Source organism: Streptomyces sp. NPDC002795, from assembly GCF_042888725.1.
Taxonomy (GTDB): Bacteria; Actinomycetota; Actinomycetes; order Streptomycetales; family Streptomycetaceae; genus Streptomyces.
Genome location: NZ_JBIAQB010000010.1, coordinates 127,807 through 154,613 on the forward strand (window position 1 = coordinate 127,807; position 26,807 = coordinate 154,613).

The 26,807-nt window shown below is 70.8% G+C and carries 20 protein-coding genes; 8 read left to right on the forward strand and 12 right to left on the reverse strand.

The window, feature by feature from the left end:
• The first annotated feature begins 49 nt into the window (after window positions 1–49).
• The 4 genes from ACFYWS_RS28875 (at window position 50) to ACFYWS_RS28890 (ending at window position 4,466) form a co-directional block, all read left to right on the forward strand.
• Window positions 50–805 (forward strand): enoyl-CoA hydratase/isomerase family protein, encoded by a 756-nt coding sequence (locus ACFYWS_RS28875; protein ID WP_389281271.1) that lies wholly within the window; start codon window positions 50–52, stop codon window positions 803–805.
• Between the two features lie 117 nt (window positions 806–922).
• Entirely contained in the window at window positions 923–1,798 is an 876-nt protein-coding gene (locus tag ACFYWS_RS28880) for a hypothetical protein (RefSeq protein WP_389281273.1), read from the forward strand.
• Between the two features lie 77 nt (window positions 1,799–1,875).
• Entirely contained in the window at window positions 1,876–2,007 is a 132-nt protein-coding gene (locus ACFYWS_RS28885; protein WP_389281274.1) for an LPFR motif small protein, read from the forward strand.
• 77 nt (window positions 2,008–2,084) lie between these two features.
• Window positions 2,085–4,466, forward strand: a complete 2,382-nt coding sequence (locus tag ACFYWS_RS28890) for a Tex family protein (protein WP_389281275.1) — start codon at window positions 2,085–2,087, stop codon at window positions 4,464–4,466.
• Between the two features lie 68 nt (window positions 4,467–4,534).
• On the opposite strand, the gene ACFYWS_RS28895 is transcribed toward ACFYWS_RS28890, so the two are convergent.
• Window positions 4,535–6,172, reverse strand: coding sequence for an ABC-F family ATP-binding cassette domain-containing protein (locus tag ACFYWS_RS28895; RefSeq protein ID WP_389281276.1), 1,638 nt, complete (start codon window positions 6,170–6,172; stop codon window positions 4,535–4,537).
• A gap of 635 nt (window positions 6,173–6,807) precedes the next feature.
• Window positions 6,808–7,848: an oxidoreductase gene (locus tag ACFYWS_RS28900; protein ID WP_389281278.1), complete on the reverse strand. Its 1,041-nt coding sequence runs from the start codon at window positions 7,846–7,848 to the stop codon at window positions 6,808–6,810.
• 75 nt (window positions 7,849–7,923) lie between these two features.
• Here ACFYWS_RS28900 and ACFYWS_RS28905 point away from each other — a divergent pair, with 75 nt between their 5' ends.
• Window positions 7,924–8,871, forward strand: a complete 948-nt coding sequence (locus ACFYWS_RS28905; protein ID WP_389281279.1) for an NAD(P)/FAD-dependent oxidoreductase — start codon at window positions 7,924–7,926, stop codon at window positions 8,869–8,871.
• Window positions 8,872–8,949: 78 nt separating this feature from the next.
• On the opposite strand, the gene ACFYWS_RS28910 is transcribed toward ACFYWS_RS28905, so the two are convergent.
• The 3 genes from ACFYWS_RS28910 to ACFYWS_RS28920 all read right to left on the reverse strand — a co-directional run bounded on the left by ACFYWS_RS28910 (window position 8,950) and on the right by ACFYWS_RS28920 (window position 13,976).
• A complete protein-coding gene (locus ACFYWS_RS28910; RefSeq protein ID WP_389281281.1) occupies window positions 8,950–10,614 on the reverse strand; it encodes a BCCT family transporter in 1,665 nt (554 codons plus the stop codon).
• Between the two features lie 90 nt (window positions 10,615–10,704).
• Window positions 10,705–11,994, reverse strand: a complete 1,290-nt coding sequence (locus ACFYWS_RS28915; protein ID WP_389281282.1) for a M14 family metallocarboxypeptidase — start codon at window positions 11,992–11,994, stop codon at window positions 10,705–10,707.
• Window positions 11,991–13,976, reverse strand: coding sequence for a Xaa-Pro dipeptidyl-peptidase (locus tag ACFYWS_RS28920; RefSeq protein ID WP_389281284.1), 1,986 nt, complete (start codon window positions 13,974–13,976; stop codon window positions 11,991–11,993). Before ACFYWS_RS28920 ends, ACFYWS_RS28915 begins: the two co-directional genes overlap by 4 nt.
• A gap of 227 nt (window positions 13,977–14,203) precedes the next feature.
• On the opposite strand from ACFYWS_RS28920, the gene ACFYWS_RS28925 reads away from it, so the two are divergent.
• Window positions 14,204–15,679 carry a M1 family metallopeptidase gene (locus tag ACFYWS_RS28925; RefSeq protein WP_389281286.1) on the forward strand — a complete coding sequence of 492 codons (1,476 nt, stop codon included), beginning with the start codon at window positions 14,204–14,206 and terminating at the stop codon, window positions 15,677–15,679.
• A gap of 50 nt (window positions 15,680–15,729) precedes the next feature.
• Here ACFYWS_RS28925 and ACFYWS_RS28930 read toward each other — a convergent pair whose 3' ends face one another.
• The 3 genes from ACFYWS_RS28930 to ACFYWS_RS28940 all read right to left on the reverse strand — a co-directional run bounded on the left by ACFYWS_RS28930 (window position 15,730) and on the right by ACFYWS_RS28940 (window position 18,476).
• Entirely contained in the window at window positions 15,730–16,575 is an 846-nt protein-coding gene (locus ACFYWS_RS28930) for an oxygenase MpaB family protein (RefSeq protein WP_389281287.1), read from the reverse strand.
• Between the two features lie 51 nt (window positions 16,576–16,626).
• Window positions 16,627–16,926 carry a hypothetical protein gene (locus ACFYWS_RS28935; RefSeq protein ID WP_389281289.1) on the reverse strand — a complete coding sequence of 100 codons (300 nt, stop codon included), beginning with the start codon at window positions 16,924–16,926 and terminating at the stop codon, window positions 16,627–16,629.
• A gap of 77 nt (window positions 16,927–17,003) precedes the next feature.
• Window positions 17,004–18,476: an amino acid permease gene (locus ACFYWS_RS28940; RefSeq protein ID WP_389281290.1), complete on the reverse strand. Its 1,473-nt coding sequence runs from the start codon at window positions 18,474–18,476 to the stop codon at window positions 17,004–17,006.
• Window positions 18,477–18,759: 283 nt separating this feature from the next.
• Between ACFYWS_RS28940 and ACFYWS_RS28945 the strand changes: the two genes are divergently transcribed.
• Window positions 18,760–19,470 (forward strand): MerR family transcriptional regulator, encoded by a 711-nt coding sequence (locus tag ACFYWS_RS28945; RefSeq protein ID WP_389281292.1) that lies wholly within the window; start codon window positions 18,760–18,762, stop codon window positions 19,468–19,470.
• Between the two features lie 9 nt (window positions 19,471–19,479).
• Here the strand turns inward: ACFYWS_RS28945 and ACFYWS_RS28950 are convergent, their stop codons facing one another.
• From ACFYWS_RS28950 to ACFYWS_RS28965, 4 genes are read right to left on the reverse strand one after another with little or no spacing between them, the layout of a single operon-like run.
• Window positions 19,480–21,663 carry a 3-hydroxyacyl-CoA dehydrogenase NAD-binding domain-containing protein gene (locus ACFYWS_RS28950; protein WP_389281294.1) on the reverse strand — a complete coding sequence of 728 codons (2,184 nt, stop codon included), beginning with the start codon at window positions 21,661–21,663 and terminating at the stop codon, window positions 19,480–19,482.
• A 53-nt stretch (window positions 21,664–21,716) separates the two neighbouring features.
• Window positions 21,717–22,937, reverse strand: a complete 1,221-nt coding sequence (locus ACFYWS_RS28955) for an acetyl-CoA C-acetyltransferase (RefSeq protein ID WP_389281296.1) — start codon at window positions 22,935–22,937, stop codon at window positions 21,717–21,719.
• 51 nt (window positions 22,938–22,988) lie between these two features.
• Entirely contained in the window at window positions 22,989–24,131 is a 1,143-nt protein-coding gene (locus ACFYWS_RS28960) for an acyl-CoA dehydrogenase family protein (RefSeq protein ID WP_389281297.1), read from the reverse strand.
• Window positions 24,132–24,139: 8 nt separating this feature from the next.
• A complete protein-coding gene (locus tag ACFYWS_RS28965; RefSeq protein ID WP_389281299.1) occupies window positions 24,140–25,297 on the reverse strand; it encodes a CaiB/BaiF CoA transferase family protein in 1,158 nt (385 codons plus the stop codon).
• 309 nt (window positions 25,298–25,606) lie between these two features.
• On the opposite strand from ACFYWS_RS28965, the gene ACFYWS_RS28970 reads away from it, so the two are divergent.
• Window positions 25,607–26,788, forward strand: a complete 1,182-nt coding sequence (locus ACFYWS_RS28970; protein WP_389281301.1) for a saccharopine dehydrogenase family protein — start codon at window positions 25,607–25,609, stop codon at window positions 26,786–26,788.
• Window positions 26,789–26,807: the final 19 nt, after the last annotated feature.

The window sequence follows — 26,807 nt, forward strand, 5'->3', positions numbered from 1 at the left end:
GAGCTGCCCGACACGTCGACCGCGCCGATCGCCCGGCTAGCATCCGCCCATGTCTTCCGTGTCCCCGCCGCAGCTCACGCACGCCGTCGCCGAGGGTGTCGCCACCGTCGTGATCGATCACCCGGCCAAGCGCAACGCCATGACCGACGCCATGTGGGCGTCCCTGCCGCCGCTCCTCGAACGGCTCGCGGCCGATCCACAGGTACGGGTTCTCGTGCTCACCGGAGCCGGGGACACGTTCTGCGCCGGGGCCGACATATCGACTCTCGGCGAGGGGGCGGCGCAGGGGCTCGCGGTCGCGGCGGAGGACGCGCTCGCGGCCTTCCCGAAGCCGACGCTCGCCGTGGTGCGCGGGTTCTGCGTGGGAGGCGGCAGCCAGTTGGCGGCGGCCTGCGATCTGCGCTTCGCGGCCGACGGCGCACGGTTCGGGGTGACCCCGGCCAAGCTCGGGATCGTCTACCCGGCCTCCTCCACGCGCCGCCTCGCCGCGCTCGTGGGCCCGGCGACCGCCAAGTACCTGCTGTTCTCCGGTGAGTTGATCGGGTCCGAGCGTGCGCTGCGCACCGGGCTCGTGGACGAGGTGCTGCCCGAGGACGCACTGGACAAGCGGGTCGTCGAGTTCACCCGCACCCTTGCCGCCCGCTCGCAGCTGACGCAGGCCGCGGCGAAGGAGTTCGTGACCGGCCGCACGGATCGGGACGCGCACTGGGCCGAGCAGGCGCGCGCCGGCGGCGAGAGCGCGGAGGGCGTCGCCGCGTTCCTGGAGCGGCGCGCGCCGCGGTTCGGGTGGACCGTGGGGGCCTGAGGCTCAGCGGGCAAGGAGGGGGACCGGGGCGGTACGCGGCGGAGTGCGGGCCATTCTTCTGCCATGACCGGCCGCCCGGCACTGTCGCCCGTACCGACCGGTCGGTAACGTAGCCGCATGACTTCGGATCCCCGCCTGCGCGCCGCCCGCCACTGCCACAACGTGCTCAACCCGTTCCACTCGACGCACTACTTCTCGCCCGACCTCGGCAAGGAACTGGCCGCCATCGGCGTGACCGACTCCAGCGCCGCCTACCTCGCGGCGCGCTCCGCGCCCATGGGGGCCGTCGGGGCCGGGACCGTGACCGCCACCTTCTACAACTTCAAGCACGAGCTGGTGGCCCGGCACGTGCCGGCCGTGTGGGAGGCCGCCTCCCCGGAGGCGGTGCTCGCGGCACGCGCGCGTGCCGTCGACTCGACGCTGCGCCGCCTGCTCGGCGAGGAGGCGCTCGCCTCCCAGGAGATGGCCGAGGCCGCCGAGCTCGCCCTGCGCGCCGCGGAGGCGTGCACCCGGCACGCCCGCCCGCTGTACGCCGCCCACGCCGACCTCGACGTGCCGCAGGCGCCGCACATGGCGTACTGGCACGCCACGACGCTGCTGCGCGAGCACCGCGGCGACGGGCACATCGCGGCGCTGCTCGGCGCCGAACTCGACCCGGTCGAGGCACTCGTGAGCCACGTCGCGACCGGCAAGGGCATGGCCCCGAAGTGGCTGCTCGCCACGCGCGGCTGGGACAGGTCCGAGTACGACGCGGCCGCCGAGCGGCTTCGCGCGCGTGGACTGCTCACCGGCGGCGAGGAGTTGACGCTCACCGAGCAGGGCGTGACGCTGCGCGCCGAGATCGAGCACCGGACCGACGCGCTCGACCGCGCCCCCTACGAGCACCTCGGCGAGACCGGCGTCGCCCGGCTCACCGAGCTGGCGACGGCCTTCGTCGGCTCGGCGCTCGGCAACGGCGCCTTCCCCGCGGACCTGATCGGCAAGGCCGCCTGAGGATTTGTCCGGCGCGGGCGAGGTACTCGTGTGTCCTGGCCACTGATGTGGCCGGGACACACGAGAGGAGAACCAGCATGTTCCGTGCAATCGCCGACATTCTGCGCCAGATCGCCGGGGCCATCGCCACCGTCGTGACCTTGCCGTTCCGTGCACTCGCCAGGCTGTTCGGCGGCGCCTCCCGGTCCGGCCGTGGGCACCGCGTCTGACCTCCCTGATCCCCGAGTGTCGGTGCCACCTGCCACAATTGCGGCGCAACCTCAGTCGACATAGGCGGTACGGGATCGTGGCGACACCCACAGTTGGCACCACTGCTGGATCCGGGTTCGGGTCCATCGAGAGCAGGATTGCCGAGGAACTAGGCGTTCGGGAGCGGCAGGTGAAGTCCGCGGTCGAGTTGCTCGACGGCGGCTCGACAGTGCCCTTCATCGCCCGCTACCGCAAGGAGGCGACGGAGTCCCTCGACGATGCCCAGCTGCGCACCCTGGAAGAGCGGCTGCGGTATCTGCGTGAGCTGGAGGAGCGGCGCACCGCCGTCCTCGAATCGGTGCGCGAGCAGGGCAAGCTGACCGGGGAGCTGGAGGCGCGGATCCGCGCCGCCGACACCAAGGCGCGGCTGGAGGACATCTACCTGCCCTTCAAGCCCAAGCGGCGCACGAAGGCGCAGATCGCGCGTGAGGCGGGGCTCGAGCCGCTGGCGGAGGGGCTGCTCGGCGACCCGTCGGTGGAGCCGCAGGCCGCCGCTGCCGCGTTCGTGGACGCCGAGAAGGGCGTCGCCGACGCGCAGGCCGCGCTCGACGGGGCCCGCGCGATCCTCACCGAGCGCTTCTCGGAGGACGCCGACCTGATCGGCGAGCTGCGTGAGCGCATGTGGGGGCGCGGCCGGCTCGCGGCGAAGGTGAAGTCCGGCAAGGAGGAGGCGGGCGCCAAGTTCGCCGACTACTTCGACTTCGCGGAGCCCTTCACCGCGCTGCCCTCGCACCGCGTCCTGGCGATGCTGCGCGGCGAGAAGGAGGACGTGCTGGAGCTCGTCCTGGAGCCGGAGGAGCCGTCCGCGGACGCCGACTCCGCGGCTCCGTCTTCGTACGAGCCGATCATCGCCGGCCGGTTCGGGGTCACCAACCAGGGCCGTCCGGGCGACAAGTGGCTTCAGGACACGGTCCGTTGGGCCTGGCGCACGCGCATCCTGGTGCACCTCGGCCTCGACCTGCGCACCCGGTTGCGCACGGCCGCCGAGGACGAGGCGGTCAAGGTGTTCGCGGCGAATCTGCGCGACCTGCTGCTCGCCGCCCCCGCCGGCACGCGCGCGACACTGGGGCTCGACCCCGGTTTCCGTACGGGTGTGAAGGTCGCGGTCGTCGACGACACCGGCAAGGTCGTCGCCACCGACGTCATCCACCCGCACGTCCCGGCCAACCGCTGGGACGAGGCGATCGCCAAGCTGGCGAAGCTCTCCAAGGCGCACGCGGTCGACCTGATCGCGATCGGCAACGGCACGGCGTCCCGCGAGACCGACAAGCTCGCCGGTGAACTCATCACCAAGCACCCGGAGTTGAAGCTCACCAAGGTGATGGTGAGCGAGGCGGGCGCCTCGGTGTACTCGGCGTCGGCCTTCGCCTCGCAGGAGCTGCCCGACATGGACGTCTCGCTGCGCGGGGCCGTGTCGATCGCACGGCGGCTGCAGGACCCGCTCGCCGAACTCGTGAAGATCGACCCGAAGTCGATCGGTGTCGGTCAGTACCAGCACGACCTGAGCGAAGTGAAGCTGTCGCGTTCACTGGATGCCGTGGTCGAGGACTGTGTGAACGGTGTCGGGGTGGACGTGAACACCGCCTCCGCGCCGCTCCTCGCGCGCGTGTCCGGCATCGGCGCGGGGCTCGCGGAGAACATCGTGACGCACCGCGACTCCAACGGCCCGTTCACCAACCGCAAGGGCCTCAAGGACGTGGCGCGCCTCGGCCCGAAGGCATACGAGCAGTGCGCGGGCTTCCTGCGGATCCGCGGCGACGACCCGCTGGACGCGTCGTCCGTGCACCCGGAGGCGTACCCGGTGGTGCGCCGGATGGCGAAGTCGACGGGTGGCCAGGTCGCCTCGCTCGTCGGTGACGCGGGGGCGCTGCGCTCGCTCAATCCGGCCGACTACGTGGACGACACGTTCGGTCTGCCGACCGTCACCGACATCCTGAAGGAGCTGGAGAAGCCGGGGCGCGACCCGCGGCCCGCCTTCAAGACGGCCACGTTCAAGGAGGGCGTCGAGAAGATCGGCGACCTGGAGCCGGGGATGATCCTGGAGGGTGTGGTCACCAATGTGGCCGCCTTCGGGGCGTTCATCGACGTCGGCGTGCACCAGGACGGGCTCGCGCACGTCTCTGCGTTGTCCCGTACGTACGTCAAGGACCCACGGGACGTGGTCAAGCCCGGCGACATCGTCAAGGTGAAGGTCCTCGAAGTCGACGTGCCGCGCAAGCGGATCTCGCTGACGCTGCGTCTCGACGACGAGAAGGCCAAGGCCTCCGGCGGGAGCGGGGGACGTGGTGACCGCAAGCCGCCTCGGCAGTCCCGACAGGGCAGTGGCGGCGGCGGCAAGGGTGGAGGCAAGGGGCGGCCCGCGGCCGCGCCTGCCAACTCGGCCATGGCCGATGCGTTGCGCAAGGCGGGGCTGACCTAGGCCCTCCGGGGTTGGTGTCGGGGAACTGTGCGCCCGGTCGTGGCTGGGCGCACAGCTCCCGGTGCCCCTTACAGCTCGGTCACCTTGCCGTCGGACACCTCAAGGCGTCGCGTCGTCTGGACCGCCTCCAGCATCCTGCGGTCGTGGGTGACCAGGAGCAGAGTGCCCTCGTAGGTCGACAGGGCCGACTCCAGTTGCTCGATCGCGGGGAGGTCGAGGTGGTTCGTCGGCTCGTCCAGGACCAGGAGGTTGACGCCTCGGCCCTGGAGGAGGGCGAGGGCCGCGCGGGTGCGTTCGCCCGGGGAGAGGGTGGCCGCGGGGCGCAGCACGTGGTACGCCTTCAGGCCGAACTTGGCGAGCAGCGTGCGGACTTCGGCCGGCTCCATGGCGGGGACGGCCGCTCCGAAGGCGTCGAGCAGCGTTTCGGGGCCGTGGAACAGGGCGCGGGCCTGGTCCACTTCGCCGACGACCACGCCCGAACCCAGCGTCGCGTGGCCGGAGTTCAGGGGGACGCGGCCGAGCAGGGTGGCGAGCAGTGTGGACTTGCCGGAGCCGTTCGCGCCGGTGATCGCGACGCGGTCCGCCCAGTCGATCTGGAGCGTCACGGGGCCGAAGGAGAAGTCTCCGCGCTGTAGTTCGGCGTCCCGCAGCGATGCCACGACGGCGCCCGAGCGGGGTGCCGCCGCGATCTCCATGCGCAGTTCCCACTCCTTGCGGGGCTCGTCCACGACGTCGAGGCGCTCGATCATCTTCTGCGTCTGCCGGGCCTTCGCGGCCTGCTTCTCGCTCGCCTCGCTGCGGAACTTGCGGCCCAGCTTGTCGCTGTCGGTGGCCTTTCGCCGAGCGTTCTTGACGCCCTTGTCCATCCAGCTGCGCTGCATCTGGGCGCGGCCTTCCAGGGCCGACTTCTTGTCGGAGTACTCCTCGTACTCCTCGCGCGCGTGGCGGCGTGCGACCTCGCGCTCTTCCAAGTAGGCGGCGTACCCGCCTCCGTAGAGGTTGATCTCCTGTTGGGCGTGGTCGAGTTCGAGGACCTTGGTGACGGTGCGGGTGAGGAACTCGCGGTCGTGGCTGACGACGACGGTGCCGGCGCGCAGGCCGCGTACGAAGGCCTCCAGGCGGTCCAGGCCTTCCAGGTCGAGGTCGTTGGTCGGCTCGTCGAGGAGGAAGACGTCGTAGCGGGACAGGAGGAGGGAGGCGAGGCCTGCGCGGGCCGCCTGGCCGCCGGACAGGGACGTCATCGCCTGGTCGAGGCCGACGTCCAGGCCGAGTTGTTCCGCGACCTCCTCGGCGCGTTCGTCCAGGTCGGCGCCGCCCAGGTTCAGCCAGCGCTCCAGGCTCGTGGCGTACGCGTCGTCGGCGCCGGGCGCGCCGTCGACGAGGCCCTGGGTGGCCTCGTCCATGGTGCGCTGCGCCTCGGTCACGCCGGTGCGGCGGGCCAGGAACTCGCGGATCGTCTCGCCGGGGCGGCGGTCGGGCTCCTGCGGGAGGTGGCCGACGGTGGCGGTCGGCGGGGAGAGCCGTACGTCTCCCTCCTCGGGGGTGGTGAGGGCGGCGAGGAGGCGCAGGAGCGTGGACTTTCCGGCGCCGTTGGCGCCGACGAGTCCGATGACGTCGCCGGGGGCGACGACGAGGTCGAGACCGGAGAAGAGGGTGCGGTCGCCGTGTCCGGCGGCGAGGTTCTTGGCTACGAGCGTTGCAGTCATCAGGGGGGTGATTCTAGTCGGGGTGCGGTTGCGCGGTCGCGCGGTTGATCCGTGGCGGGGTCGGCGCGTTGCGCGGCGCCGGGGCTTGGACCTGCACCGGGGTCGGCGCCCACCGATTTCGTCGCGCGGCGCCGGGGGCATCGAGCTGCACCGGGGAGTGCGCCCCCGTTCTCGTTGCGCCGCACCGGGCTCGCTCGGCCGCACCGTGCCGGCGCCCACCGTTCTCGCCGCGCCGCACCGGGGGCATCGACCTGCACCGGGGAGTGCGCCCCCGTTCTCGTTGCGCCGCACCGGGCTCGCTCGGCCGCACCGTGCCGGCGCCCACCGTTCTCGTCGCGCCGCACCGGGGTGCCGCCTTGCCCACCCTGCCGCCCAAGGCGGCAGATTGCCCAAGGCGGGCGGGCCCTGACGTCACGGGGAGGGAACCGTGGTCAGGCGGCAGATTGCCCAAAGTGGGGGCGGCACCCCGTCGGGCCGACCGCCCCGGAGGGGGCGGGTGGGTGGGAGACGAGCGGGGGAACGGGACCAGCGGACGACCCCACGGGCGGCAACCCACCGGGTCGACCACCCCGGGGGAACGGGATCCCCGTGCGCGGCGTCGGCGCGATGCCGCCCGGTCCGCGGGGACCGCACCGTCAGCGTTCCATCCGCGCCACCAGCACGCTCCCCGTCGTGCGGGCCACCAGGAAGGACTGGCCCTTCGTCGCCTTGGTGTCGAGCGGGATGCGGTGGCGGCCGGGGGCCAGGACCGCGTCGAAGACGTCGTGCGTGTGTGTGCGGTAGAGGCGGTCGAGGCGGTACGCCGTGATGTGGACGCGGCACGTGGAAGTGACCTCCACGCCCACCTCGCCGTCGGCGGCGACCAGCCGCGTCAGGCGGCGCTGCGCCGGCGGGACGCGGTCCAGCGCGCTCTCGATCTGGGCGACGAGGAGCGGGACGATCGGCGCGTAGCCGTCCACGTACGCGACGTCGGCCCCGGATCGGTCGAAATCCCGCCGGACCGCGGCCCGTTGGCTCTCCTCGACCGCCCGGCCGAAGGCCACCACCCCGTACGTACGCAGCTCCTCGGGCGGTACACCGGACGCGTCCTCGGTGATGTCCGCGCCGACACCGATGGTGCGCAGCGCCGCCGCGAGCCGGGCGAGGACGGCGACGCGGGCGCCGATCAGCAGCACCTTGCGGCGCGGCGGCACCAGCGGTCCCCCGCTGCTCAGCAGCCGCCCGAGCACCGCCCGGTACTCGGCGGCGCGGAAGCGGAACGGGCCAATGCCGTGGTAGCCGTTCAGCTCCAGGTCGACCCGCTCGTCGGTCTGCCAGGCGAAGTCCCGCCACACGTAATCCGAACCGTCCGAACCGTCCCGCTCGATCACCGCCGTCACCGCCCCGCACTCGATCCCCTCGCACTCCGGGCACCCGTAGATCACGCAGCGTCCGCCGGGCAGCGGTGCCTCCGCCTCCAGGAGCAGCCGCTTCACGTGGTGCGCGAAGATCGCGGGCGGGATGTCGGCGGCGAGCGGGGACACGGCGTCCAGGTCGGAGAGCTGGAAGAGCAGCGGGCGGCCGTCGACGATGAAGTCCACGAAGTCCCGGTGCACCTGGTAGTCCCCGTCCGCGAGGACTCCCCCGGCGCGCATCGCCGGTGCCAGGCCGAAGGTCGCGCAGTCGTCTGCAGCCATGGGGCGAGTATTCCCACCTGTGCCCGCCGTGAGCGCTGCATGCCTCATTCCGGTGGTTTCCGTTAGCGTCCATGGATGATCAGTGACAGTGGCAGCGGCAGTGAAGTGATCGTGGTCGGCGGCGGGGTCATCGGCATGACCACCGCCCTGGAACTCGCGCGGCGCGGGCGCCCGGTGCGCGTGTGGTCGCGGGACGTCGCCGAGCGGACGACATCGGCGGTCGCGGGCGGGCTGTGGTGGCCGTACCGGATCGACCCGATAGAGAAGGTGGGCGCGTGGTCGCTGCGCTCGCTGAGGCGGTACGAGGAGTGGGCGGCGCGCCCCGAGGAGACCGGGGTGCGCCTGGTCGACGGCGTGCACGGGGATTCGCGCCTCGACGGGCTCGGCGCGTGGGCCGGCGAGGTGGCGGGCCTGCGTGACACCCCGCAGGGGCTCGCGGCGCGTCTCCCGCTGATCGACATGCCGGCCCATCTGGCGTGGCTGCGCGACCAGTTGAGCCGAGCCGGTGTCACCGTCGAGGCGCGTACCGTCGACTCCCTCGACGAGGCCCTCGACGTCGCGCCGACCGTCGTGAACTGCACCGGGCTCGCGGCCCGCGAACTGGTGCCGGACGACTCGGTGCGCCCCGTGCGCGGGCAACTGGTGGTCGTGGAGAACCCGGGCGTCGACACGTGGTTCACCACCGTCGACCCCGCCTCCGACGGAACGACGTACTTCCTGCCGCAGCCGGGGCGCCTGCTGCTCGGCGGCACCGCCGAGGACGACGCGTGGTCCCTGGAGCCGGACCCGGCCACCGCCGAGGAGATCGTGAAGCGCTGCGCCGAGGTGCGCCCCGAGATCGCGGGCGCGCGGATCCTCGACCACCGCGTGGGCCTGCGCCCGGCCCGCCCGGCGGTGCGCATCGAGCGTGAGGTCAGGGGCGCCGGGCGGGTGCTGGTGCACAACTACGGGCACGGTGGCGCCGGAGTGACCGTGGCGTGGGGCTGCGCCGAGGAGGCGGCCGAGCTGGCCGGGGCCGGATGAACGGGTGACCGGTAGCGGGCGGCGAACGGGTGGGGGCGTGGTCCGTATCGGACCACGCCCCCACCCGTACGTACGTTCTCAGTCCTCGTGGTGCTTGCCGATCGGGTCGCCCTCGGTCTCCAGGCTGCTGCCCGGGCCGATGCGGATCTCGAACTCGCCACCGTACTTCTCGTGCCCGGCGACGACCGCCTGCTCGACGACCTCGATACCCATCTCGCCGCGGACCATGAGCGGGTCCTGCCGCAGGTCGCGCAGGAGCGCCCAGCACATGCCGATCATGACGATGACGAACGGCACCGCCACAAGGATCGTCAGGTTCTGCAGTCCTGTGAGCGCGTCGCCCGAACCGTTGCCGATCATCAGCATGATCGCGGCCACGGCACCGGTGACGACGCCCCAGAAGATGACGACGAACTTGCCGGGTTCGAGCGCGCCCTTCTGCGACAGCGTGCCCATCACGATCGATGCGGCGTCCGCGCCCGACACGAAGAAGATGCCGACGAGGATCATCACGAGCAGGCCCGTGATCGTGGCGATCGGGTACTCCTGGAGCACGCCGAAGAGCTGGGTCTCCGGGGTGTCCGCCCCGGCCAGCTTCCCGTCGTCCTTCAGGCTCATCGCCGTGGTGCCGAAGACCGCGAACCAGATCAGGCTGACGGTCGAGGGCACGAGGATGACGCCGCCGACGAACTGACGGATCGTGCGGCCCTTGCTGATGCGCGCGATGAACATGCCGACGAACGGCGACCAGGAGATCCACCAGGCCCAGTAGAAGACCGTCCAGCTGCTCAGCCAGTCGGCGACGCCCTTGCCGCTGGACGCCTCGGTGCGGCCGATCATCTGCGGGAAGTTGTCCAGGTACGCGCCGATGGACGTCGGCAGCATGTCGAGCTGCAGGATCGTCGGGCCCGCGATGAACAGGAAGACCGCCAGCAGCAGCGCGAGCACCATGTTGATGTTCGACAGCCACTGGATGCCCTTCTCCACACCGGAGACGGCGGAGGCGACGAACGCGACCGTGAGGACCGCGATGATCACGACGAGCAGGCCCGTGCTGGCCTTGTCCATCCAGTCGGCCGCCTCGATCCCCGCCCCGATCTGCAGGGCGCCGAGGCCGAGCGAGGCCGCGGAGCCGAACAGCGTCGCGAAGATCGCGATGATGTCGATGACCCGGCCCCACGCGCCGTGCGCGTGCTTCTCACCGATGAGCGGGACGAAGACGGACGAGATGGTCTGCCGCCTGCGGCGCCGGAACGTGCTGTAGGCGATGGCGAGTCCTACGACCGCGTAGATCGCCCACGGATGCAACGTCCAGTGGAACAGCGTGGTGGCCATGGCGGTCTCCATGGCCTGCGCGGAGTCGGCCGGGTCGGTGCCCGGCGGCGGCGTCGTGAAGTGCGCGAGCGGTTCGCTCACTCCGTAGAACATGAGGCCGATGCCCATGCCCGCGCTGAACATCATCGCGATCCAGGAGACCGTGCGGAACTCCGGTTGCTCGCCCTCCTTGCCGAGAGGGATCTTCCCGTAGCGGCTCATGGCGAGCCACAGCGCGAAGACCACAAAGCCGGTGGCGGCGAGTACGAACGCCCAACCACCGTTGTGCATAAGGCCGTTGAGCAGCGTATTGGAGGCACTCTCAAGACTGTCTGTGGCGACGGCGCCCCAGACCACGAAGGCCAGAGTGAGCACGGCGGTGACGCCGAACACGATCCGGTCCGTGGCGGGGCTCTGCTCGCCGGTCACTCCCTCCTCGGGGACGGGAGTATCGCTGGTTGGTTTCTGAGGGCTTGTCACCCACTACGACCTACCACACCTGACACTCCCATAACCCGATCAGCAGCGTGTGTCGGGCTTCCCTTCCGTCAGGTGGTAGGTCGCGCGCGCGTCGAGGAGCAGCGCGACCAGGGCCCGTTCGGACTGACGCATGGGCACAAAGGCCCCATCGCCCGACTTCTTGACGGTGATGCCGTGCAGCGCCAATTCGTCTTTGAATTCGGCGTATTGCGTGTCGCTCAGCCGGTATCCGCACGGCGGATCCTTGATGACCTCCGAGGCTTCCGCGGGGTCGTTGTCGGCGCCGCCGAGGTAGACCGGACCGCGGTCGGCGAAGCCCTTGGCGCGGGCGGCCGCGGTGGCGGCCTCGATCGCGCCCCGGTTCTCGGCCGTGTACTCGAACAGGCCGCCGAGCGCGGCGAGTTGGGAGTCGCGGCGACGCTGGTTGACCAGCGCCGGGTCGTTCTCCTCCGCGGGGGTGCCGGGGTCGACGCGGCTCTCGATGAGCAGCCCGACGGAGTTCTTGACGCCGGAGACGTTGCGCAGGATCCGCTCCTGCCCGTCGCCCGCGGTCTGCTTGATCGGTTCGCCGGTCTCCGGGTCGGTCCAGATGCCGTACGTGCCCGTGGTGTACCCGGCGTCGCCCGCTGCGGGACGCACGTGGTCGAGGGAGAGCGACTCGGCCTGATCGTGCACGGCGGGGTCGGTGTTGAGGTTGCGCGGCCAGAGGTCGAACAGGTCCTTGTCGTAGAACTTGGGGGTGGCCCCGTACTCGTGCAGGTCGTAGATGACGTCGGGCTGCCGGTCCCGGATGACGGCGGCCATCGTCCGTGCCTCGGCGGTCTTGAGGGCGATGTGGTCGCGGTTGATGTCGATACCGTCGGAGTTGCCGCGGGTGTCGGCGGCGTTGCCGTCGGGGTTGGCGGTGGGCACGACAAGGAGGGTCGTACGCGACAGGAAGCGCTGCGTCGCCCTGTCCTTGGCGTAGGCGAGGTCGCGGACCTTCGTCAGGCAGGCCTCGCGGCCGGACGGCTCGTCGCCGTGCTGGGAGCAGATCAGCAGCACGGTGTTGGGCGCCCGGTGGGCTCCGATGCGTACGAGGTTCAGCGGGCGGCCCTGTTTCGTCTCGCCGATGCGGGAGACGGAGACCTGGTCGGAGGCCTTGTCGACGGTGGCGAGGAGTTGCTTCTCCTCGGGCTGCGTGGTCCAGCGCGCGCCGTCGGTCTCCTCGAAGCCGGTGCGGGGCGGGGTGGCGCCGCCGTTCGCGCCGGCCGGGGCCGCCACCACGAGGGGCGCGGTGAGCGCGACGACGGCGGTGGCCAGGGCGAGGGTGCGGGGTCGTGCTCTCATCGGGTGCTGCCTCCCGGTACTGGGCGGTCGAGGCGGTACGGGCGTACGCCGTCGGCCGCGGACGATTGGGGGGTGGCGGTGGTGGAGCCGGAGGTGGCGGCCGCGAAGGCGGCGGCGCCGCCGACGACGGGGACGCGGGCCGCGGTGCGGGCGAGGTCCAGGGAGAGGGTCGGCTTGGTGGACGGAGGGTCGATCAGGTCCTTGTCGGTGCCGGCCACGATGAGGGCGAGCCGGTGCCCCTTCGGTACGACGTGGTCGCTCGCGGCGAGGTCGATCGTGAGGGTATAGGGCTTGCCGGGCCTGAGCGCGGCGCCGTGCTCCGGGTTCCTGGAGGTGCCGAGGTCGGCCCAACCTCGGCTGAACACCGTCGAGTTGACGTCGGTGGTCGCGGTCGCCGCGGTCAGGAAGCAGGAGCTGTCGCCGGTGGTGCTCGGCCCCCAGCAACTGCGGTCGGTGCCGGTCGTGATGCCTTCGCCCGCGCCCCCGTAGTCGCGGATCGTGGCGGGCCCGAGGTCGACGAGGACGGCGCTCAGGTGGGCGCTGGACGTCGTCGGGGTCGCGGTGACCGTCACCTTCGAGGAGCCGGACAGGCGCAGGTCCTTGGCCAGCGGGCGGCTGAGGAACCCGGCCTTCTCCGCGGTCGGTTGCTGGATCCGGTCGGCCCAGTCGAGTTCGCCGAGCGCCGGGTCGTCGGTGAAGGTCTCGGTGCCGGAACCGGTCTTCAGGCCCAGCGCCCCGACGCCGGCCTTGTCGCCCTTGGCGGGGCGCAGCGCGGCGGTTGCGGTGGCGCGCGGCGGCCACACCTTGTCGGTGGTCCAGCGGTCGGGGGCGTGCTCGATGTCGGCCATCGGCTCGCGGTCGATTCCGTTGGCGTAGCCGAGGAGTTCGTGGTCGAACCAGCGGTGCAGGGTGTCGACCCAGGCGCCGCGGCGGAAGTCGAAGGGGTCGACGTGACCGGTCTGCGCCAGCCAGATCTTGCGGTCGACACCGTTCTTGGCGAGGGCGTCCCACCACTGGCCGAAGTGCTTGGCGCGGACGTTCAGGTCCTGCATGCCGTGCACGACGAAGACGCTGGCCTTCACGCGGTCGGCGTCCTTGACGTAGTCGCGGTCCTGCCAGAGCCCGGTCCAGTCACCCGTCCTGGGCGCTTCGTCGACAAGTCGTTTCTGTACGGCGGCGCAGCGCTCGCGTGCCGCCGGGCTCTCGACGTAGTCGGACAGCCACTCGGGGCCCGAGTCGTAGAGCGGGGCGCCCTGTTGGAAGTAGTAGTCGTACCAGGAGGAGATCCCGCCGATCGGCACGATGGTCTCCAGGCCCTCGACGCCGGTCGCGGCGACGCCGTTGGCGACGGTGCCGTCGTAACTCTTGCCGATCATGCCGGTGCGGCCGTTGGTCCAGTCCGCCTTGGCGCGTTCGCCTCCGGTGCGGGTGGTGTAGCCCTTGGCGCGGCCGTTCAGCCAGTCGACGACGGCCTTCGCGGAGCCGATGTCGTAGGCCCCGCCGACGTCGGCGCAGCCGTCGGAGCGGTTGGTACCGAGCAGGTCGACGCCGACGAACGCGTAGCCGCGGGGCACGAAGTAGTTGTCGTAGAAGAGCGGCATCTGTACGACGTTCCCGTCGGCGTCGTACGTCTTCTTCTGGCTCTCGTTGCCGCGCCCGCAGCAGGAGTAGTACGGGCTGGCATCCATGATCACGGGGATCTTGCGGCCCTGGGCGGCGGGTTCGTGCGGGCGGACGATGTCGACGGCGACCCGGTCGGTCTTCCCGTTGCCGTCCCCGTCGAGCCGGGTGTCGACCCAGACGGACTCGCGGACGGCGTCGGCGTAGGAGTAGACGGGCTTGGACTCGGTCGGCCTGGCGGGGGCGGCCGACGCGGTGGCGCCTGCCCCGACGAGTGCGGACAGCAGGGCGGTGACGACCGTGACCGCGAGGGTTCTTAAGCGGTGCGGTCCGCGGTGGCTGCGTCTGGCAGGTATCGGCATGGCGCGGAAGTTACACCGGTCAATCGGCTTGCGACAGAGGGCAGCAGGGGCGGAGGACAGGCGCATGGGGCCGAAAGACACATGTCGGCCAGATGACGATCGTGTGGCTGGTGCGGCCATGGACATGACCGGGGCGCGAGGTGCTGAATAGGGTCGGTGTGCCGACCACGGACGTGATCCGTACGGGGTCGACAACTGTCTGACCTCCCCGACGACTTGGAGTTTCCGTGTACCGCAGACTCATCGCCCCTGGCGCACTCGCGGCCTCTCTGCTGCTGGCGATCCCGGCATCGGCCGCGGACTTCCGGCCGGGGGCGTCGGGCATCGGTGATCCCTACTACCCGGCGTACGGGAACGGCGGCTATGACGTCTCCCATTACGACCTGCGCCTCAAGTACCAGCCGAAGACGGACCAGTTGGAGGGAACGGCGACCATCCTCGCCTCCTCCACGCAGGACCTGTCCCGCTTCAACCTCGACTTCGGGCTCACGGCGAGCGAGGTCCGGGTGAACGGCAAGAAGGCGAAATTCGCCACGTCAGACGTGCAGGAGCTGGAGGTGACCCCGGCGGCCGGACTGCCGAAGGGCACGCCCTTCACGGTCGTGGTCACGTACGCGGGCAAGCCGTCCGACGTGAAGCTCTGGGGCTTCACCTCGTGGCAGCGCACCCCGGACGGCGGCGTCGCGGCCAACGAGCCGGAGGCGGCGGCCTGGTGGTTCCCCTCCAACGACCATCCGCTCGACAAGGCCACGTACGACGTGTCGGTCGCGGTGCCCGACGGGACCCAGGCGATCTCCAACGGGACGTTGCAGTCGCAGAGTTCGAAGCTCGGGTGGACGCGGTTCAACTGGCGATCGGCCCATCCGCAGGCCACGTACCTGTCGACCTTGGCGGTGGGCAAGTTCGACATCACCACCGACAGGACCGCGGACGGGCTGCCCGTCATCAACGCGTACAGCAAGGACCTGGGCGCGAACGAGGGCGCGGCGAAGGCGAGCGTGGAGCGGACGACCGAGGTCGCCGAGTGGCTGGAGTCGCTGTACGGGAAGTATCCGTTCGAGGCGCTGGGCGGGTATGTGCCGAACGTGCCGTCGAGCTTTGCGCTGGAGACACAGACGCGGCCGTTCTACTCGCCGAAGCAGTTCGCGAACGGGTCCAATGTGTCTGTTGTGGTGCATGAGCTGGCGCATCAGTGGTACGGCGACAGCGTCTCCGTGCGCGGCTGGAAGGACATCTGGGTCAACGAGGGCTTCGCCCGGTACGCGCAGTGGCTGTGGTCGGAGAAGGAGGGCGAGGGCACGGCCCAGGAACTCGCCGACTACACGTACGCGCAGCATCCGGCGGACGACGCGTTCTGGACGGTGAAGCCCGGTGACCCCGGTCCTGAGAACCAGTTCGACGCGGCCGTGTACGACCGGGGGGCGCTGGCGGTTCAGGCGCTGCGGAACAAGGTGGGCGAGAAGGACTTCTTCGCGATTCTGAAGGGGTGGCCGAAGCGGTACGCGTACGGCAACGCGGGTGTCTCCGACTTCATCGGGTACGCGGAGGGGGTTTCCGGGGAGCGGCTCCGGGGGCTTTTCGACACGTGGTTGTTTGAGCCGTCGAAGCCATCCGCGTCCGCGGGGCGGGGGGCTTCTGAGTTGGTGGAGCCGGAGTCGTGGAAGCGGATCGTTGCCACGAATGGGGTGCACTCGGGGCATTGATGCGCTGCGGCGGGGGTGGGGTCTCGGGGCTCTGCCCCGGACCCCGCGCCTCAATCGCCGGCGGGGCTGGAATTACGCGCCCGCCGAGCCATCGGCAAGTACCGGAAGCGTTCCGGGAGTTTTGGTACCAGCCAGCGCACCAGCACCGCGAAGCGGCGCAGGCGGCGTTCTTGTTTTGGTGTCCAGGGGAGACCGATCGCCTGCCGTGCCTCTGGTGGGAGCAGGCCGGTCGACAGGAAGCTCATCGTGCGGGTCAGGGCCGGGCGCAGGGCGGGCCACAGGAGCTTGAGGAGCGGGTGGTGGCCCGGTGGGGGTGGCAGGGGGCGGGTGCGTGCCGTCAGTTCGGTCACCACCGCGTTGCGCTCGACCTCCTGCGCCAGCATCTTGCGGTAGTACGGCCAGAACTTCTCGACCGTCTGCGGCATGTCCCGGTCGTGGATGCCGAGGATGCGGCCGACCATCAGCCACTCCGCGTAGAACCGCTCGTCCTCCTCGGGCGTGAACGGCGTGGCGAAGTAGCGGCGCGCGTAACGGGAGACGGGGAAGCCGGTGGCGTGCACCCAGGCGTAGTGGGCCGGGGTGAGGGCGTGGTAGCGGCGGCCGTGCGGGTCGGTGCCCTGGATGGTGCGGTGGAGGCGGCGCAGGCGGCGGCCCTCCTCGGCGGCGGCCTCACCCCCGTAGACCCAGAGCATGACCGAGGTCAGCGACCGCTCGCCGCGGCCCCAGGGGTCGGTGCGGAACACCGAGTGCTCGTCGACGCCCGCGCCGACGGCGGGGTGCGCGACCTGGAGCACGAACGCGGCGGGCAGCGCGAGCAGGGCGCGGATGTCGCCGGCGGTCTCCCAGAGGATGCCGCCGGGCGGGGGCGGTGGCGGGTCCGGGTCGTGCTGCTTCATGGGGATGCTGCTCCTCGTGGTGCGTCCGGAGCCTGCGGGGCTTGTCTCTGATCAAGTATGCGCGTCCGGGGCCGGTGGCCGGCGGTCGTCGTCCGCGTACCGCTTCGCCAGGTCCGAGGCCAGTTCGGAGACGCAGGTGCACAGGTCCGTGACGGCGGCCGTGGCCGGGGCCGAGCGGCAGGGGACGATGTGGGCCGGGAGCGGCGTCGCGGGCGGGGGCGGATTCGGTGGGTCCGGCGCGGCGCGGGGGCGGCGCCTACGGGCGGAGCTGATCAGTGCCGTCGCCAGGGCCGCGACGAATGCGGCCGACTGCCCGATCTTGACTTGTACGTCCCACGGAACCAGCGACATGCCTGTGTCCTACCCGCACGGCACGGGGCCCCAACGCACCGTGTGCGTCGGGGCCCCGTGAAGGAAGGCAGGCGGGCTCAGTTGCCGTCGGTCACCTTCTCCAGTTCGTCCGACGCGATGCGGTCGACGTTGCGCCGCACCCGGAACCAGCCGATGAAGAGCAGCACGCCGACGACCGGGATCAGCATGAGCGTCTTGCGGCCGGTCTCCTCGTCGTTCCACATGAGGACGAGTACGGAGAGCAGGAAGGCGATGGTGACGATCTCGGTGACCGGGGAGAACGGAAGCCGGAACTTCGGGCGTTCGACCAGGCCCTGCTTGGCCCGGCGGACGAAGGCCAGGTGGGCCACCATGATCATGACCCAGGTGCCGATGATTCCGATCGAGGAGATCTCGATGACGATCTCGAACGCCTCGGCGGGCAGCAGGTAGTTCAGGCCGACGCCGAGCACACCGACGCCCGCGGTGAGCAGGATGCCGCCGAAGGGGACCTGGCTCTTGTTCATCTTGGCGGTGAACTTCGGGGCGGAGCCCGACATGGCCATGGAGCGCAGGATGCGTCCCGTGGAGTAGAGCCCGGAGTTCAGCGAGGACATCGCCGCGGTCAGCACCACCATGTTCATGATGTCGCCGACGCCGCCGACGCCCAGCTTCGAGAACACGGTCACGAAGGGGCTCTCGCCCGAGGTGTACGACGTGGACGGCAGCAGCAGCGCGAGCAGCAGCACCGAACCGCAGTAGAACAGGCCAACGCGCCACATGATCGAGTTCACCGCGCGCGGGACGACCTTCTGCGGCTCGGCGGTCTCGCCCGCCGCGACGCCGACCAGTTCGAGGGCGGCGTACGCGAAGACGACACCTTGCATCACGAGTACCACGGCCATGGTGCCGCTGGGCATCCAGCCGCCGTTGTCCGTGATCATGTTCAGGCCTGGTGTGTGGCCGTCGATCGGGTGCTGCGTGGCCACCAGAAAGATGCCCACGAACAGGAAGGCCACCAGGGTGGCCACCTTGATGATCGAGAACCAGAACTCCATCTCGCCGAAGTACTTCACCGAGACCATGTTCACGGCGAGCACCACCGCGAGCGCGACCAGCGCGAGCACCCACTGCGGAATGCTCGTGAAGGCGCTCCAGTACTGCGTGTACAGCGCGACGGCGGTGATGTCGGCGATGCCCGTCATCGACCAGTTCAGGAAGTACATCCAGCCGGCGACGTAGGCGCCCTTCTCGCCGAGGAACTCGCGCGCGTACGACACGAAGGAACCGGACGAGGGCCGGTAGACGACCATCTCGCCGAGGGCGCGCACCACGAAGTACGCGAAGATCCCGCAGATCAGATAGGCGAAGACGAGGGCGGGGCCCGCGTCGTGCAGCCGCCCGCCGGCGCCGAGGAAGAGTCCGGTGCCGATCGCGCCACCGATCGCGATCATGTTGATGTGGCGGCTCTTGAGGGCCTTGCTGTAGCCGGCGTCGCCCGCGTCGGCGGGCGCCTGGGAGGCATCTGTGCGGGATGCGTCCGTGGCCGTGTTGAGGGCGTCCTTGCTCACGAGGGGGTGTCCACTCTGTGGTGCCCGGAGACGTGGGGGTCGCCGGGGTCCGGAACGTGCGTCGGCCCGCATCACCCCTGACGGCGTGCGGACCGAGGTGCACCTTCCCCGAAGATCGCCCCCGATGCGGTGGCGGAGATCACATAGCGGCGCTTCTCACATGACGGGACGCCTCTGGACGTGGAACCGGAGGGGGCGTATAGGCGTCGACCGTCCTCTTTGGGTTTCACAACGTCGGTGTCTCAGCAATACTGTTGCACCCGGATCGCAGCGAGAGGCGAAGATGACGACGGACACTCAGGCCCCCACGCTCACCGTCGACGAGCTGGCGGCCAGCGCCGGCGTCACGGTCCGCACCATCCGCTTCTACAGCACGCGGGGCCTGCTGCCGCCGCCGGTGATCGGGCCACGCCGGGTGGGGCACTACGGGCCCGACCACGTCGCACGGCTCGCGCTGATCGAGGAGCTGCAGCACCAGGGCATGACGCTGGCCGCGATCGAGCGCTATCTCGTGCAGCTGCCGGCCGATCTGAGCGCGCGGGATCTGGCGATCCACCGTGCGGTGGTGGCCAGTTGGGCTCCCGACTCGGTCGAGACGCTGACCCGGAGCGAGCTCGACGGGCGCGCGGGCCGGGAGCTGACCGAGGAGAACCTGGCGCGGCTCGCGGCGATGGACGTGCTGACGCGGGAGGGCGACGACACGTACCGATGCGACACGGGACAGCTGCGGCTCGGCGTCCAACTCCTCGACGTACCACTGTCGTTGGACGCGATCCTGGCCTCGCGCGAGGTGCTGGTGGAGCACTCGCGGGGAGCGGCGCAGGAGCTGGCCCGGCTCTTCAGCTCCGAGGTGTCGCAAAGGGCCGAGCAGGACGTGAGGTCGCTGTCGGCCCATATGCAACCGCTGGTGATCCAGGCGCTGTTGACGGCGTTCCAGCGCTCGTTGAAGGAGGAGCTGCGGGAGGCGTTCCGCACCACGGACCGCCTCCCGTAGCCACCGGCCTCAGTCCTTGAAGGTCTCGCCCTTCTCGGCCTTCTCCACCAGCAGCGCGGGCGGCAGGAACCGGTCGCCGTAGCGCCCGGCCAGCTCGCGCGAGCGGGCGACGAATCCGGGCAGGCCGCCCTCGTAGCCGTTGATGTACTGGAGCACGCCGCCGGTCCAGCCGGGGAAGCCGATGCCGAAGATGGAGCCGATGTTGGCGTCCGCGACGGAGGTGAGGACGCCCTCTTCGAGCAGGCGCACCGTGTCGAGGGACTCGGAGAAGAGCATCCGCTCCTGCATGTCCTCGAACGGGATCTCCGTTCCAGGCTCCGTGAAGTGCTCACGCAGCCCCGGCCAGAGCCCCGCCCGCTTGCCGTCCTCGCCGTACTCGTAGAAGCCCGCTCCCCCGCTGCGGCCCGGCCGCCCGAACTCGTCGACCATCCGGTCGATGACGGCCTCGGCGGGGTGTGTCTCCCAGGTGCCGCCGGCCTCGACGATCGCGGCCTTCGTCTCCTCGCGGATCTTGCGGGGCAGCGTCAGCGTCAGCTCGTCCATCAGGGAGAGGACCTTGGCCGGGTAGCCGGCCTGCCCGGCGGCCTGCTCGACCGACGCGGGCTCGACACCCTCGCCGACCATGGCGACACCCTCGTTGATGAAGTGCCCGATGACGCGCGAGGTGAAGAAGCCGCGCGAGTCGTTGACCACGATGGGCGTCTTGTTGATCTGCCGTACGAGGTCGAAGGCGCGGGCGAGGGCCTCGTCGCCGGTGCGCCCGCCCTTGATGATCTCGACGAGGGGCATCTTGTCGACGGGCGAGAAGAAGTGCAGACCGATGAAGTCGCCCTGCCGCTCGACGCCTTCGGACAGGGCGGTGATGGGCAGCGTCGAGGTGTTGGAGCAGAGCAGGGCGTCGGGGGCGACGATGTCCTGGATCTCCTGGAACACCTTGTGCTTGAGCGAGGGGTCCTCGAAGACGGCCTCGATGACGGCGTCGCAGCCGGCCACGGCCTGCGGGTCGGAGGCCGGGGTGATGCGGGCGAGCAGTGCGTCGGCCTTGTCCTGGCTGGTCCGGCCGCGCTTGACGGCCTTCGCGCACAGCTTCTCGGAGTACGCCTTGCCCTTGGCGGCGGCCTCGTCGGAGACGTCCTTGAGGACCACCTCGATGCCCGCGCGGGCGCAGGAGTAGGCGATGCCCGCGCCCATCATGCCGGCGCCGAGGACGGCGACCTTCTGGACCTTGCGGCGCTCGATGCCCTGGGGGCGGTTGGCGCCCGAGTTCACGGCCTGGAGGTCGAAGAAGAACGCCTGGATCATGTTCTTCGCGGTCTGCCCGGTGACCAGCTCGGTGAAATAGCGGGCCTCGATCGCGAGGGCGTTCTCGAAGTCGACCTGGGAGCCCTCGACGGCGGCCGCGAGGATGTTGCGCGGCGCGGGGTAGGGGGCGCCGTTCAGCTGCTTCTTCAGGTTGGCAGGGAAGGCGGGCAGGTTCGCGGCGAGCTTGGGGCTTGCCGGGGTGCCGCCGGGGATGCGGTAGCCGGGCTTGTCCCAGGGCTGCTGCGACTCCGGGTTGGCGTCGATGAAGGCCCGCGCCTTCTCGGTCATCTCCTCGCGGGTGGCGGCCACTTCGTGGATCAGGCCGTTCTCCAGGGCACGCTTCGGGGCGTACTGGGTGCCCTGGAGCAGCACCTTGAGGAGCGCGTCGGCGATGCCCATGAGGCGGACGGTGCGGGTGACGCCGCCGCCCGCCGGGAGCAGGCCGAGCGTGACCTCGGGGAGGCCGATCTTCGAGCCGGGCGCGTCGAGGGCGACGCGGTGGTGGCTGGCCAGCGCGATCTCGTAACCGCCGCCCAGGGCCGCGCCGTTGATGGCCGCGACGACGGGCTTGCCGAGGGTCTCGATGCGGCGCAGCGAGTTCTTGATGCCGATGCCGGTCTCGAAGACGGACTGGGCGTCCTCGGGGCCGGCCTTCATCATGTCCTTGAGGTCACCGCCCGCGAAGAAGGTCTTCTTGGCGGAGGTGTAGATGAACCCGCGGATCGAGTCGGGGTTCGCGGCGATCTCGGCCTCGGCGCGGTCGGCGATCGCGGCGATGGAGTCCTTGAACGCCTGGTTCATGGTGTTCGCGGACTGGTTGGGGTCGTCCAGGACGAGCGTGACGACGCCGGTGTCGTCCTGCTCCCAGCGGATGGTCGTGCTCTGCGTCATGGTTCGGTCTCCGTGAAGTCTCGTACGGGGGAAGGGGTTTGGGGCGGAACCACTCAGTTGGAGACGCGCTCCACGATCGTGGCGATGCCCATGCCGCCGCCCACGCACAGCGTGGCCAGGCCGTACCGCTTGTCCTGACGCTCCAGTTCGTCGACGAGGGTGCCGAGGATCATCGCGCCGGTCGCACCCAGCGGGTGGCCGAGCGCGATCGCGCCGCCGTTGACGTTCACCTTGTCCAGGGACAGGCCCATGTCCTTCGCGAAGCGCAGCACGACCGCCGCGAACGCCTCGTTGATCTCGACGAGGTCGATGTCGTCGATGGTCAGGCCCGCCTTGGCGAGCGCCTTGCGTGCGGCGGGCGCGGGCCCGGTGAGCATGATGGTCGGCTCGGAGCCGGAGACCGCGACGGAGACGACGCGGGCGCGCGGGGTGAGGTCGTAGCGCTCGCCGACCTCGCGGGAGCCGATGGCGACCAGCGAGGCGCCGTCGACGATGCCGGAGGAGTTGCCCGCGTGGTGCACGTGGTCGATCTTCTCGACCCAGTGGTACTTCTGCAGCGCGACCGCGTCGAAGCCGCCGAGGTCGCCGATGTCCTTGAACGACGGCTTCAGCTTGCCGAGCGAATCGGCCGTCGTGCCGGGCCGCAGGTGCTCGTCGTGGTCGAGCACGGTGAGTCCGCTGCGGTCCTTGACCGGCACGATCGAGCGCGTGAACCGGCCGCCCTTCACGGCGGCGGCCGCCCGCTCCTGCGACATGGCGGCGTACTCGTCGACGTCGCGCCGCGAGAATCCCTCGATCGTGGCGATGAGGTCGGCGCCGATGCCCTGCGGCACGAACCCGGTCTCGTAGGACGTCATCGGGTCCATCGCCCAGGCGCCGCCGTCCGAGCCCATCGGGACGCGCGACATCGACTCGACACCACCGGCGAGGACGAGGTCCTCCCAGCCCGAACGGACCTTCATCGCCGCCAGGTTGACGGCTTCGAGGCCCGAGGCACAGAAGCGGTTCTCCTGCACGCCGGCCACCGTGTCGGGGAGCCCTGCCGCGATGGCGGCGATGCGCGCGATGTCGGAGCCCTGGTCGCCGATCGGTCCGACGACGCCGAGCACGATGTCGTCGATGGCGGCCGGGTCGAGGTCGGGGAAGCGGGCGCGGATCTCGTGGATCAGGCCGACGACCAGGTCGATCGGCTTGGTGCCGTGCAGGGATCCGTTGGCCTTGCCGCGGCCGCGCGGGGTGCGGATCGCGTCGTATACGTACGCGTCTGTGGTCACGGGAGGTGCCTTTCGAAGCGGTGGAACAGGAGGAGGTGAAGCGGTTGGGGATCAGGCCAGCAGCGAACGCCCGATGATCTCCTTCATGATCTCGGTCGTGCCGCCGTAGATGGTCTGGATGCGCCCGTCGGTGAACGCCTTCGCGACGCGGTACTCGGTCATGTACCCGTATCCGCCGTGCAGTTGGAGGCAGCGGTCGGCGACCCGCTTCTGAAGCTCGGTCGCCCACCACTTCGCCATCGAGGCGTGCACCGCGTCGAGCGTGCCGTCCGAGTGGTCCTCGATGCAGCGGTCCAGGAACGTGCGGGTGACGGCGCACTCGGTGGCCATCTCGGCGATCTCGAAGCGGATGTGCTGCTTCGTGGCGAGCGGCCGGCCGAAGGCCTCGCGCTCCTTCACGTACTGGGTGGTGATCTCCAGGAGGTGCTCGGCGGCGGCGATCGCGGAGACGGCGATGCCCATGCGCTCCTGCGCGAGGTTCGTCATGAGGTGGATGAACGCGCCGTTGAGCTCGCCGAGCAGGTTCTCCTTCGGGACGCGGACGTCGTTGAAGAACAGTTCGGCGGTGTCCTGGGCCTTCTGGCCGATCTTGTCGAGGTTGCGGCCGCGCTCGAAGCCCTCCATGCCGCGCTCGACGACGAGCAGCGAGAGCCCGTGCGCGCCGCCCTCGGGCGAGGTCTTGGCGACGACGATGACGAGGTCGGCGAGGATCCCGTTGGAGATGAACGTCTTCGAGCCGTTGAGCAGCCAGTGGTCGCCCTTGTCCTCGGCGGCGGTGCGGATGCCCTGGAGGTCGGATCCGGCGCCGGGTTCGGTCATCGCGATGGCGCTGATGATCGAGCCCTCGCAGAAGCCGGGCAGCCAGCGCCGCTTCTGCTCCTCGGTACCGAGGGACGTGAGGTAGGGGCCGATGATGTCGTTGTGCAGGCCGACGGCGAGACCGGCGGCGCCCGCGCGCGTGAACTCCTCGGCGAGCACGGCGGGGTAGCGGAAGTCGGCGTTGCCGCCGCCCCCGAACTCCTCGGGCACCGCGATCCCGAGCAGGCCCTGGCGCCCGGCGGCGAGCCAGGCCTCGCGGGCGACGACGCCGTCCTTCTCCCACTGCTCGTAGTGCGGCGTCACCTCCTTGGCGAGGAAGGTGCGCACGGTCTCGCGGAACGCCTCGTGCTCGGCGCTGAACAGGCGTCGTTCCATGCTCGCGATCAACTGCCTTTCTTGGTGGGCTCGTTCAGGGCCGGTACGTCCCAGTCGAGCGCGACGTCTTCGGTGTCGGCGCCCGGCCGGGCGGGGCCCGAGCGGACGCTGGTGGGGGTGCCGGAGAAGCGGGGCGCGGGCGCCGGCTGGGTGAGGCCGCCGTGCTCGATGAAGGTGCCGCGGGCGGCGAGGTGCGGGTGGTGCGGGGCCTCGCCGAGGGAGAGCACGGGCGCGACGCAGGCGTCCGAGCCCTCGAAGACGGCCGTCCACTCGTCCCGCGTACGTTCCTTGAAGCGGGCGGCGACGGCGGCGCGCAGCTCGTCCCAGCGCCCCAGGTCGCCCCGGGCGTCGGCCACCTCGCCGAGCCCGAGGAGCTCGGCGAACTCGGCGTAGAACTGCCGCTCAAGGGCGCCGACCGCCATGTGCTTGCCGTCGGCGGTCTCGTACGTGCCGTAGAACGGGGCGCCGCCGTCGAGGAGGTTGGCGGCGCGCCGGTCCTGCCAGCCGCCGGCCGCGAGCATCCCGTGGATCATCGTGCTGAGATGCGCGGTGCCGTCGACGATCGCGGCGTCGACGACCTGTCCCGTGCCGGTGTCCCGAGCGTGGTGCAGGGCGGCGAGGATGCCGACGACGAGGTAGAGCGAGCCGCCCGCGTAGTCGCCGAGCAGGTTCGCGGGGGCCACCGGCGGCCGGTCCGGTTGGCCGGTCATGCCGAGGGCGCCGGTCAGCGCGATGTAGCCGATGTCGTGGCCCGCGCGCTGGGCGAGCGGTCCTTCCTGGCCCCAGCCGGTCATCCGGCCGTAGACCAGCTTGGCGTTCCGCCGGTGGCACTCCTCGGGTCCGACGCCGAGCCGCTCGGCGACTCCCGGCCGGTATCCCTCGATCAGCACGTCGGCGCGCGCGGCGAGGCGCAGCACTCGCTCGGCGCCGTCCTCCGCCTTCAGGTCGACGATCACGGAGCGCTTGTTGCGGTTCGTGACGTCGTACTCCGGGGGGACCCCCAGCGCGTTCCCACCGGGCCGGTCGACGCGTACGACGTCGGCCCCGAGGTCGGCGAGGAGCATCGCGGCGAAGGGCCCGGGGCCGATCCCGGCCAGCTCCACCACGCGCACCCCGGCGAGCGGCCCGCCGCGCCGGCCGCCGTTCTCCGTGCCTGCCACTGCCATTCCGCCACGCCCCCAGCTTGTGACACAACTGATGTAACACCAACGATGCTATGAAGCGGGGCCGGTCGGCACAAGCCCCTGGCGAGCAAGCGCTTAGCCATTTTTCCGTGACCGCCGCGCCGGTCCCACGCCACGGGGCTCCGCCCCGGACCCCGCTGCTCAATCGCCGCAGGGGCTTGATCGGCCGAACCGGCTTCACGGACCCGGGCTCCGCCCCGGACCCCGATGCTCAATCGCCGCAGGGGCTTGATCGGCCGAACCGGTAGCCTCGGCCACCGACAACGGCGTACGACGCGGGTGAGGGGTGGCATGAACGAGTCAAGCAGGACGTACGACGTGGTGCTGTTCGGGGCGACGGGGTTCGTGGGGGTGCTCACCGCCGAGTACCTCGCGGCCAACGCGCCCGAAGGACTGCGCTGGGCGATCGCCGGACGTGACATCACGAAGCTGGAGCGGCTGCGCGAGCGGCTGACCGAGATCAACCCCGAGTGCGCGGTGCTGCCGCTGGTGCGCGTGGACGTCGCCGAGCGGTCGTCGCTGCGCGAACTGGCTGTCAACGCGCGCGTGGTGGCGACGACCGTGGGCCCGTACCTGGAGTACGGCGAAGGGCTCGTCGCCGCGTGCGCGAGCGCGGGCACCGACTACGTGGACCTCACGGGCGAGCCGGAGTTCGTGGACCTCATGTACGTGCGGCACGACGCCCTCGCGCGCGACACCGGCGCCCGCATCGTGCACGCCTGCGGCTTCGACTCGATTCCGCACGACCTGGGCGCGTACTACACCGTCAAGCAGCTCCCGGAGGGCGTGCCGCTGCGCGTCGACGGCTTCGTACGGTCGAACGCGACGTTCTCCGGCGGCACGTTCGCCTCCGCCCTGAACCAGTTCTCGCGGGCCCGGCAGATGCTCACCGCGCAGCAGGAGCGGCGCCGCCACGAGCCCCGCCCGATCGACCGCACGGCGTACGCGCCGACCGGCACCCCGCACTACGCCAAGGAGATCGGCGCGTGGGCCCTGCCGCTGCCGACGATCGACCCGCAGGTGGTGCAGCGTTCGGCGCGGGCCGTCGAGCGCTACGGGCCCGACTTCCGCTACCGGCACTACGCAGCCGTGAAGACGCTGCCGTTCGCGGTGGGCGGAGTCGTGGGCATGAGCACACTGTTCGCCGCGGCCCAAGTGCCGCCGGTGCGGCGGTGGTTGAGCGGGCGACTGAAGCCGGGGGAAGGACCTGACGAGGCGCGCCGGGCCAAGAGCTGGTTCTCGGTGCGGTTCGTGGGCGAGGGCGGCGGGCGCCGCGTCTACACGGAGGTGTCCGGCGGCGACCCCGGCTACGCCGAGACCGCGAAGATGCTCGCCGAGTCCGCGATGTGCCTCGTACGCGACGAACTCCCGGACACCGCGGGGCAGGTGACCACCGCCGAGGCCATGGGCGACGCCCTCATCGAGCGGCTGCGGTCGGCCGGGATCACGTTCCGGGTCGCGGCCGAACGCTGAGCGGCAGCCCGGGAGACGA